The sequence below is a fragment of the Saccharopolyspora sp. genome (assembly GCF_017434145.1).
In the GTDB taxonomy this organism is placed as follows: Bacteria; Actinomycetota; Actinomycetes; order Mycobacteriales; family Pseudonocardiaceae; genus Saccharopolyspora_C; species Saccharopolyspora_C galaxeae.
On the sequence record NZ_JAFRFW010000380.1, the window covers coordinates 1 to 9,200 of the forward strand.

11 protein-coding genes are annotated in these 9,200 nt (G+C 70.7%); 7 read left to right on the forward strand and 4 right to left on the reverse strand.

Annotated features, from left to right (window positions below):
* On the reverse strand, window positions 1-392 hold a 392-nt coding region (locus IJH84_RS10285), incomplete at its 3' end, for an SDR family NAD(P)-dependent oxidoreductase (RefSeq protein WP_295143231.1).
* A gap of 92 nt (window positions 393-484) precedes the next feature.
* On the opposite strand from IJH84_RS10285, the gene IJH84_RS10290 reads away from it, so the two are divergent.
* The 4 genes from IJH84_RS10290 to IJH84_RS10305 are packed head-to-tail and all read left to right on the forward strand — an operon-like array spanning window position 485 to window position 3,898.
* Window positions 485-1,243: an enoyl-CoA hydratase family protein gene (locus IJH84_RS10290; protein ID WP_295143233.1), complete on the forward strand. Its 759-nt coding sequence runs from the start codon at window positions 485-487 to the stop codon at window positions 1,241-1,243.
* Window positions 1,244-1,254: 11 nt separating this feature from the next.
* The gene (locus IJH84_RS10295; protein ID WP_295143235.1) at window positions 1,255-2,115 is read left to right on the forward strand and encodes a CoA transferase subunit A; all 861 of its coding nucleotides are present in this window, start codon (window positions 1,255-1,257) and stop codon (window positions 2,113-2,115) included.
* A complete protein-coding gene (locus tag IJH84_RS10300) occupies window positions 2,112-2,828 on the forward strand; it encodes a CoA-transferase subunit beta (RefSeq protein ID WP_295143238.1) in 717 nt (238 codons plus the stop codon). The genes IJH84_RS10295 and IJH84_RS10300 overlap by 4 nt, the downstream gene beginning before the upstream one ends.
* Window positions 2,825-3,898 (forward strand): nitronate monooxygenase, encoded by a 1,074-nt coding sequence (locus tag IJH84_RS10305; protein ID WP_200069203.1) that lies wholly within the window; start codon window positions 2,825-2,827, stop codon window positions 3,896-3,898. The genes IJH84_RS10300 and IJH84_RS10305 overlap by 4 nt, the downstream gene beginning before the upstream one ends.
* Window positions 3,899-3,938: 40 nt before the next feature.
* Here the strand turns inward: IJH84_RS10305 and IJH84_RS10310 are convergent, their stop codons facing one another.
* The 3 genes from IJH84_RS10310 to IJH84_RS10320 form a co-directional block, all read right to left on the reverse strand.
* Complete coding sequence (locus IJH84_RS10310; RefSeq protein WP_200069202.1) at window positions 3,939-4,580, reverse strand: TetR/AcrR family transcriptional regulator; 642 nt, start codon at window positions 4,578-4,580, stop codon at window positions 3,939-3,941.
* A 157-nt stretch (window positions 4,581-4,737) separates the two neighbouring features.
* Entirely contained in the window at window positions 4,738-5,517 is a 780-nt protein-coding gene (locus tag IJH84_RS10315) for an SDR family oxidoreductase (RefSeq protein ID WP_295143243.1), read from the reverse strand.
* On the reverse strand, window positions 5,514-6,689 hold the full coding sequence (locus IJH84_RS10320; RefSeq protein WP_295143246.1) for an acyl-CoA dehydrogenase family protein: 1,176 nt from the start codon (window positions 6,687-6,689) through the stop codon (window positions 5,514-5,516). The genes IJH84_RS10315 and IJH84_RS10320 overlap by 4 nt, the downstream gene beginning before the upstream one ends.
* A 132-nt stretch (window positions 6,690-6,821) precedes the next feature.
* Between IJH84_RS10320 and IJH84_RS10325 the strand changes: the two genes are divergently transcribed.
* The 3 genes from IJH84_RS10325 to IJH84_RS10335 form a co-directional block, all read left to right on the forward strand.
* A complete protein-coding gene (locus tag IJH84_RS10325; protein ID WP_295143249.1) occupies window positions 6,822-7,667 on the forward strand; it encodes an enoyl-CoA hydratase in 846 nt (281 codons plus the stop codon).
* A gap of 16 nt (window positions 7,668-7,683) precedes the next feature.
* Window positions 7,684-8,835: an acyl-CoA dehydrogenase family protein gene (locus IJH84_RS10330; protein ID WP_295143252.1), complete on the forward strand. Its 1,152-nt coding sequence runs from the start codon at window positions 7,684-7,686 to the stop codon at window positions 8,833-8,835.
* Window positions 8,832-9,200: acyl-CoA dehydrogenase family protein (locus IJH84_RS10335; RefSeq protein WP_295143255.1), on the forward strand; the 369-nt coding region annotated here is incomplete at its 3' end. The genes IJH84_RS10330 and IJH84_RS10335, both read left to right, overlap by 4 nt.

Sequence of the window (9,200 nt, forward strand, 5' to 3'; positions counted from 1 at the left end):
CCGCTCTCGCGCATCACCGGCCAAGCCCGCTGGCACACCAGCAGCGGTGCCAGCAGGTTCAGCTCGACGATCTTGGAGTGGAACCGGGGCGACGCGGTGGCGGTGTCCGCAGGCGGTGCCCCACCGGCGTTGTTCACCACCGAGTCGAGCCTGCCGTCGCGGCGCACGACCTCGTCGATCAACCCGTCCACCTGCTCGGGATCGCGCACGTCCGCCTGCACGAACTCGGCGCGAACGCCGTCGTGTTCGGGCAGCCGCTCGGGTTCGCTGCGCGAGCAGACGTGCACCCGCGCCCCTGCCCGCAGCAGGACTTCGGAGATTCCGGCGCCGATGCCGCGCGTTCCGCCGGTCACCAGCACCACTCGGCCGGAAAGGTCGATCTCGACGCCCACGAGTTCCTCCGGGGTTCGCCCCTGGCGGGGCCTTCGCCTCGGTTGCTAACGTACCAACCCAACCTAACAAGTGCTAGGTTTGGTAGGTGCGGATGAGCACGAGAATCCGGCGCCACGACAACGGGATCGTGGTGCTGACCATGGACAACCCACCGGTGAACGCGCTGCCCGCGCACGGCTGGCAGGAACTCGCGGAGTCGCTGCGGCAGGCCGGTGCGGACGAGCGGACCCGCGTCGTGGTGCTGCAGGCCGAAGGCCGCGGCTTCAACGCGGGCGTGGACATCAAGGACCTCACCGCGGATCCCGGGCACAGCAAGCTCGTCGCCGTGAACCACGGCTGCTACGAGGCGTTCAAGAGCGTCTACGAGTGCCCGGTCCCGGTGATCAGCGCGGTGCACGGGTTCTGCCTCGGCGGCGGCATCGGCCTGGTGGGCAACTCGGACATCATCATCGCCTCCGCGGACGCGACGTTCGGACTGCCCGAAGTGGACCGCGGTGCGCTCGGCGCGGCCACGCACCTGCAACGGCTCGTGCCGCAGCACTACGCGCGGGCGATGTTCTACACCGGCCGAACCGCGACCGCGCACGACTTGGCGCGGTTCGGCTCGGTGTGGGAGGTCGTCGAACCGGAGCGGCTGCACGACGCCGCGCTGGAGCTGGCCGGCTCGATCGCGGACAAGGAACCGCTGGTCGTGCGCCGGGCCAAGGAAGCGCTCAACGGCATCGACCCGGTCGACGTCAACCGCAGCTACCGGTTCGAGCAGGGCTTCACCTTCGAACTCAACCTCAGCGGTGTCTCCGACCGGGCGCGGGAGGCGTTCGTCGACGGCGAGCGCCCGGCGGACGGGTGAAAGGCGGGCAGGTGCGGGACAAGCAGGTCAACGTCGACGAGATCGTCGGATCGTTGCGGGACGGCATGACCATCGGCATCGGCGGCTGGGGATCGCGGCGCAAACCGATGGCGCTGGTGCGCGCCATCCTGCGCTCGCAGTTTCGCGATCTGACGCTGGTGTCCTACGGCGGTCCGGACGTGGGATTGCTGGCGGCGGCGGGCAAGTTGCGCAAGGTCGTCTACGGGTTCGTCTCGCTGGATTCGATTCCGCTGGACCCGCACTTCCGGGCGGCGCGCCAGCGCGGGGAGCTCGAAGTCGCCGAGTACGACGAGGGGATGATCCTCGCCGGGCTGCGCGCGGCGGCGGCGCGGGTGCCGTTCCACCCGACGCGGGCCGGAATCGGCTCCGACGTGCCCGCGTTGAACCCGGGGCTGCGGACCGTGCGCTCTCCCTACGACGACGGCGAAGAGCTGATGGCGATGCCCGCGCTGCGCCTCGATGCCGCGCTGGTGCATCTCAACCGCGCCGACCGGCACGGCAACGCGCAATACCTCGGGCCGGACCCCTACTTCGACGATCTGATGTGCGCGGCGGCCGATCGCGGCTACGTCACCTGCGAACAGGTGGTGCCCACCGAGGAACTGCTGCAGAAGGCCCCGGTGCAGTCGTTGCTGCTGAACCGGACGCACACCGACGCCGTGGCCGAGACGCCGAACGGCGCGCACTTCACCAGCTGCGTCCCCGACTACGAGCGGGACGAGGCTTTCCAGCGGCGGTACGCGGCCAGCGCTTCGGACGAGGAGAGCTGGCGGGCGTTCCGCGACGAGTTCCTCAACGGTGACGAGCAGGCTTACCAAGCCGCCGTCCGGGCACAGGAGGTGGCGCAGTGAACGCAGCAGTGACCCGCGCGGAGATCTGCGCCGTCGCCTGCGCCGACACCTGGCGCGACGCGGGCGAAGTGCTCGCATCGCCGATCGGGCTGATCCCCTCGCTCGGCGCCCGGCTGGCCCGGATGACCACCGCACCGGACCTGCTGCTGACCGCCGAGCCACCGCCGCTCGGCCGGGAAGGCGGCGTCGTCGAGGGCTGGATGCCCTACCGGCAGGTGCTCGACCTGCTCGCCGGCGGCCGCAGGCGGGTGATGATGGGCGCCACCCAGATCGACCGCTACGGCAACCAGAACATCTCCCGGATCGGCCCGTGGGACCGGCCGAAGGTGCAGCTGATCGGAGTGCGCGGCGCGCCGGGGAACTCGGTCAACCACACCACGAACTACTGGGTTCCCAAGCACGGCAAGCGGATCTTCGTGGAGTCCGTGGACCTGGTCTCCGGTGTCGGGCACGACCGGGACGGCGGGCCCTTCCACGACGTGCAGGTGGTCGTCACCGATCTCGGCGTGCTCGACTTCGCCGGGCCGGACGCCGCGATGCGGCTGCGTTCGGTGCATCCCGGGGTCACGGTCGAGCAGGTGCAGGACAGCACCGGGTTCGAGCTGGACACCGGCTCGGTGGAGCAGACCCGGCTGCCGTCCGATGTGGAACTGGAGCTGATCCGCACGGTCCTCGACCCGGACGGTCTGCGGCACCAGGAGGTTCCGGCGTGAGCGGGCTCGGCACGGCGCTGACCCGGCTCGTCGGCGTGCGGCATCCGGTGGTGCAGACCGGAATGGGCTGGGTGGCCGGTCCGCGGCTCGTGTCGGCCACCGCCGAAGCGGGCGGGCTCGGCGTGCTCGCCTCCGCGACGATGACCATGGATCAGTTGCGCTCGGCGGTCCGGGAAGTGCGCGAGCGCACCGAGGAACCGTTCGGCGTGAACCTGCGGGCCGACGCGGGCGACGCGGAGGAGCGCGTGGACCTGCTGATCCGGGAAGGCGTGCGAGTCGCCTCGTTCGCCCTGGCGCCGGACAAGCGGCTGATCGGCAAGCTCAAGGACGCGGGCATCGTCGTGATCCCCTCGGTCGGTGCCAAGCGGCACGCCGAGAAGGTCGCCTCCTGGGGCGCCGACGCCGTGCTCGTGCAGGGCGGCGAAGGCGGCGGGCACACCGGCTCGGTCGCCACCACGCTGCTGTTGCCGCAGGTCGTCGATGCCGTGGACATTCCGGTGATCGCCGCGGGCGGGTTCTTCGACGGCCGCGGGCTGGCCGCCGCGCTGTGCTACGGCGCCGCGGGCATCGGGATGGGCACGCGCTTCCTGCTGACCAGCGACAGCGCCGTGCCGGACGAGGTGAAGCAGCGGTACCTGGCGGCAGCGTCCGGGGACACCCTGGTCACTTCGCGGGTCGACGGGCTGCCGCACCGGATGCTGCGCACCGGGCTCACCGACGCGGCCGAGTCCGCGAGCCGGTTGCGCCGCCTGCCGGGCGCGCTGCGGCAAGCGGCCGCGTTCAAGGCGATGAGCGGCATGTCCTGGAAGCAGCTGATCAGCGACGGAATCGCGATGCGCCGCAACAGCGAACTGCCGTGGAGCGCGGTGCTGCTGGCCGCCAACACGCCGATGCTGATCAAGGCCGGTCTGGTGGACGGTCACGCCGACGCGGGCGTGCTGCCCGCCGGGCAATCCGTGGGAATGATCGGCGAACTGCCCAGCTGCGCCGAACTCATCGAGCGGATCGTGGACGAGGCCGTGCGCGCGCTCGAATCCGCTTCGCGCGGCCCGCGGGAATCCGCTTCGTGACCACCGATCGCGCGCCGCCGGCGAACGCGGCCGGGCAGGCTCACCCCTGCCCGGTCATGATCCCTTCGCACAAGATCGTGATGTGCTGCTCGGCGATCACGTCGGCGTTCAACCGGCCGCGCGGGTTGTACCAGTGCACCGTGGTCCAAACGGTGTCCCGGATGAACCGGTAGGCGATCTTCACGTTGAGGTCGCTGCGGAAGATCCCGGCCTGCTGGCCCTGCTGCAGCACCTTCATCCAGGTGCGCTCGAAGTCGTTCGCGGCGCGGCGCAGGTAGCTGAAGCGCTCGAACTGCTGGAGGTATTTCGCCTCGTTCTGGTAGATCGTGACCGCCGAGCGGTATTCGTTCATCGCGCGGAACGACTGCCGGACCAGCTCGGTGATGGTGCCGCGCGGGTCGGTCTTCTCGTGCAGCACCTCGTCGTAGAGCCGCTGCTGGAAGTCCAGGAACTCGCGCAGGATCTCGTCGACCATCGATTCCTTGGAATCGAAGTGGTAGTAGAGGCTGCCGGAGAGGATGCCCGCGGCGTCGGCGATCTCGCGCACGGTGGTGACCACGAAACCGCGCTCGGCGAACAGGTCGGCGGCGATCGCCAGCAGCTCCGCGCGCCGCTGCGAACCGCCCGCCTCAGCCGCCGCCGGGCGCTGCGCGCGACCGGTCGAGCGCTTGGTCTCCGCCATGTCCTCATCCTCTCACTGGCCGTTGCCGACCCCGCGCACCCGCTCGTTCCGCCGGCAGTGCCCGTGTTCTCGGAGTGCTCTGGTTTTCGGAGCGAACGGCCCGTTGGCCCAATCTATTGGGACGAGCGGTCCGTTCGCTCCGGGGGCGCGCGGGTGGTCACGGATGCTGGTTGCTGGCGGAGATGACCTCGCCGGTGAGGTAGGACGAGTAGTCACCGGCCAGGTAGACGATCACGTTGGCGATCTCCCAAGGTTCGGCGGAGCGGCCGAACGCCTCTTTGGACTCCAGCTCGGTCAGCAGCTCGTCGGAGGTCACCTTCGCCAGGTTCTCGTGCATCACCAGGCTCGGCGCCACCGCGTTCACCCGCACCCCGAACTCCGCGGCGTCCACCGCCGCGCACCTTGTCAGCGCCATCACACCCGCTTTCGCCGCGGCGTAGTGCGCCTGCCCGGCCTGCGCGCGCCAGCCGACCACCGAGGCGTTGTTGACGACCACGCCCCCGCCGCCCTGATCCCGGAAGCGCTGGATCGCGGCCCGCGTGCACCGGAACGTGCCGTTCAGCGTCACGTCCAGCACGCGGCTCCACTGCTGGTCGGTCATGTCCTGAATCGGCGCCGTTCCACCAAGTCCGGCGTTGTTGACCAGCACGTCGAGCCGCCCGAACGCCTCGGCCGCGGCGTCCAGCAGGTGCTCGACCTGCTCGACGTCGGTGACGTCGCAGGGCACCGCGATGACTTCGGCACCGGGCAGTTCGGCCAGCTCGGCGCGGGTGGCCTCCAGCCGCCGCTGGTGCGAGTCGCTGATCACGACGCGTGCGCCTTCCCGGATCATCCGGCGCGCGGCCGCGGAGCCGATGCCGGTCCCGGCGGCCGCGGTCACCACCGCGGTCCTGCCCGCCAGCAGGCCGTGCGGTTCCGGTTCGGTCGGTGTTCTCAAGGCCGGGCCTCCTTCGGCAACCCGAGCACCCGCTCGGCGATGATGTTGCGCTGGATCTCGTCGGAACCGCCGTAGATCGTGTCGGCGCGGGTGAACAGGAACAGCCGCTGCCGCTCGTCGAGCTCGCCGTCCGGCGCGACCAGGCCGCACGCACCGGCGACCTCGACGGCCAGCTCACCGAGCCCGCGGTGGAAGTTCGCCCAGTACAGCTTCGCGATGGACGCCTCCGGTCCCGCGGTCCCCTCGGCGACCCCGGTCAGCGTGCGCAGCACGTTGAACCGCATGATCTCCAGGCCGATCCAGGCCCGGCTGATCTTGTCCCGCAGCACCGGATCGTCCAGCGCACCGCCGGAACGGGCGAGCTCGGTGATGCTTTCCAGCTCGCGGCGGAACACCACCTGCTGGTCGACGGTGCCGATGCCGCGTTCGAAACCGAGCGTGCCCATCGCGACCCGCCAGCCGTCGCCGGGCTCGCCGACCACGTTGCTCGCGTCGGTGCGCGCGCCGTCGAAGAACACCTCGTTGAACTCGGAAGTGCCGGTGAGCTGCACGATCGGCCGCACCTCGATGCCCGCGGAATCCATCGGCACCAGCAGGTAGGACAGCCCGCGGTGCCTGCGCTCGGCGGGATCGGTGCGCGCGAGCAGGAAGCACCAGTCGGCCACGTGCGCGTGCGAGGTCCAGATCTTCTGGCCGTGCACCACCCAGTCCGCGCCGTCGCGGTGCGCCGCGGTGGACAGGTTCGCCAGGTCGGACCCTGCGCCGGGCTCGGAGTAGCCCTGGCACCACAGCTCCCGCACGCCCACGATCGGCGGCAGGAAGCGCCGCTGCTGCTGCTCGGTGCCGAACGCGATGATCGTGGGACCGATCAGCTCCTCGCCGATGTGCCCGACCCGAACCGGCGCGCCCGCCTTGGCGTACTCCTCGTGGAAGATCACCTGCTGGGCGATGGACGCGCCGCGGCCGCCGAACTCCTCCGGCCAGCCCAGGCAGGTCCAGCCCGCTGCGGCGAGGTGCCGGTCCCAGGCGAGCCGCACGTCGAACGCTTCGTGCTCGCGCCCAGGTCCGCCGAGCCCCCGCGCCTGGGCGAACTCGCCGGTGAGGTTGTCGCCGAGCCATTCCCGCACTTCCCGGCGGAACGCCGCTTCCTGCGCGCTGTCGGTGAGATCCATCCGAAGCACCTCCGGCCGATCGCGGTCTGAGCCCGCTGGACACCCCCGCTGGAAAACGAAGCCTACCAAGCACTTGCTAGTTTCGCTAACCTCGGAGCACGACGGCGCGACTCCCGGAAGAGGAGGGTGACGATGGCCGAAGAGGAACCGGTCGTGCGCTACGAGCGCAACGGTCCGACCGCGGTCGTGACGATGAACCGGCCGAACTACCGCAACGCGCAGAACTCCGCGATGACCTATGCACTGGACGACGCCTTCTACCGCGCCTGCGCCGATGACGAGGTCCAGGTCATCGTGCTGGCCGGAGCGGGTGAGCACTTCTCCGCCGGGCACGACATCGGCTCACCGGGCCGCGATGTCGACGTGGACTACGAGCGCCGCGCGGGCCTGTGGTGGGGCCACACCGACAAGGCGGGCGGCGAGTCCAGGTTCGCCCGCGAGCAGGAGGTCTACCTGGGAATGTGCCGCCGCTGGCGGGACATGCCGAAACCCGTCGTCGCGAGCGTGCAGGGCGCGTGCGTGGCCGGTGGCCTGATGCTGGCGTGGGTGTGCGACGTGATCGTGGCCGCCGAGGACGCGTTCTTCGCCGATCCCGTGGTGCGGATGGGCATTCCGGGCGTGGAGTACTTCGTGCACCCGTGGGTGCTCGGGCCGCGAATCGCGAAGGAGTTCCTGTTCACCGGCAAGCGGATGAGCGCGCAGCGGGCCTACGAGGTGGGGATGGTCAACCGGGTCGTCCCGCGCGAGCAGTTGACCGATACCTCGCTGGAACTGGCCGGCGAGATCGCCGCGATGCCGCGGTTCGGGCTGGCGCTGGCGAAGAAGGCCGTCAACCAGGCCGAAGACCTCATGGGGCGGCACAGCGGGCTCGATTCCGCATTCGGGCTGCACCACCTGGCGCACGCGCACAACGCCGAGGTCGAGCAGGACTCGCTCAGCGGCATGGACGCCAAGAGCATGAAGCGCGCCGCCGAGTGAGCGCGGGGAGGCTGCCGTGGATCTGACGTTCTCCGCCGAAGACCTCGCCTTCCGCGACGAGGTGCGCACCTGGTTGCGGGCGAACGTGCCCGCCGAACCGCTGCCGTCGCTGGAGACCGAAATCGGTTTCGCCGCGCACCGGCAGTGGGAGAAGACCCTGCACGCGGCCGGTTTCTCGGTCGTGTCCTGGCCCGTCGAGTTCGGCGGCCGGGACGTCTCGCTGGTGCAGTGGTTGCTGTTCGAGGAGGAGTACTACGCCGCGGGCGCGCCCGGCCGGGTCGGGCAGAACGGGATCTTCCTGCTCGCGCCGACGCTGTTCGAGCACGGCACGGCCGAGCAGCGGGAACGCTTCCTGCCGCGGATGGCTTCCGGCGAGGACGTCTGGGCGCAGGCTTGGTCGGAGCCGGAAGCGGGCAGCGACCTGGCCGGAATCCGCAGCCGAGCGCGCCGGGTGCCGGGCGGCTGGCGGTTGTCCGGGCAGAAGACGTGGAGTTCGCGGGCCGCGTTCGCGGATTGGGCGTTCGGGCTGTTCCGCAGCGATCCCGATGCCGAGCGGCACCGCGGGCTGACGTACTTCCTGTTCCCGCTCGACGCCGAAGGCGTGACGGTGCGGCCGATCGGGCGGATCGACGGCAAGCCGGCGTTCGCGGAGATCTTCCTGAACGAGGTCTTCGTGCCGGACTCCGACGTGCTGGGCGAGGTCGGCGAAGGCTGGCGGGTCGCGATGAGCACCACCGGCAGCGAGCGCGGGTTGTCGCTGCGCAGCCCGGGCCGGTTCCTCGCCGCGGCGCAGCGGCTCGTCGAGTCGTGGAACGGTGCCGCGCAGGTGCAGGACCGGGTGGTCGACGCTTGGATCGGCGCGAGCGCCTACCGGCTGGCGACCTTCGAGACCGTCACGAAGGTCCTCGCGGGCAGCCCGGTCAGGCCGGAGTCCAGCATGAACAAGGTCTTCTGGTCCGAATTGGACATCGCGCTGCACGAGGCGGCGATGGACCTGCTGGGGCCGGACGCCGAACTCACCGCCAGATCGCCCGCCGCACCGGAGGGCGGCGCCTGGCCGGACGGCTACCTGTTCGCGCTGGCCGGGCCGATCTACGCGGGCACCAACGAGATCCAGCGCAACGTCATCGCCGAGCGCGTGCTCGGCCTGCCCAGGGAGCCGCGTTGAGGTTCACCCGCACCACCGAACAGCAGGACATGGCCGAGGCGTTGCGCGCGTTGTTCGACGCAGGCGACGGCGCGGCGATCGCGCGCAGCTGGGCCGCGGGCGACGCGGCTCCGTGGCGCCGGATTTGGGCGCAGCTCGGCGAGATGGGGTTGTGCGGGGTCGCCGTTCCGGAGCGGTTCGGCGGTCTCGGCCTCGGGCCGGTCGAGTTGGTGACCTGCCTGGAAGAGCTCGGGCGCGCCGGACTTCCCGGGCCGTGCGTCGAGTCGATCGCCGTCGTGCCTGCGCTGCTCGCGGACACCGCCGCAGCCGAGCGGTGGCTGCCCGGGATCGCTTCCGGGAACGCGGTCGGCACCACGACGTTCACC

What these genes read in the sequence shown, in the direction of transcription:
- IJH84_RS10290 (WP_295143233.1), top strand. Translation starts at nt 485, where the DNA reads ATGAGCACGAGAATCCGGCGCCACGACAACGGGATCGTGGTGCTGACC.
- IJH84_RS10310 (WP_200069202.1), bottom strand. Translation starts at nt 4,580, where the DNA reads ATGGCGGAGACCAAGCGCTCGACCGGTCGCGCGCAGCGCCCGGCGGCG.
- IJH84_RS10320 (WP_295143246.1), bottom strand. Translation starts at nt 6,689, where the DNA reads ATGGATCTCACCGACAGCGCGCAGGAAGCGGCGTTCCGCCGGGAAGTG.
- IJH84_RS10325 (WP_295143249.1), top strand. Translation starts at nt 6,822, where the DNA reads ATGGCCGAAGAGGAACCGGTCGTGCGCTACGAGCGCAACGGTCCGACC.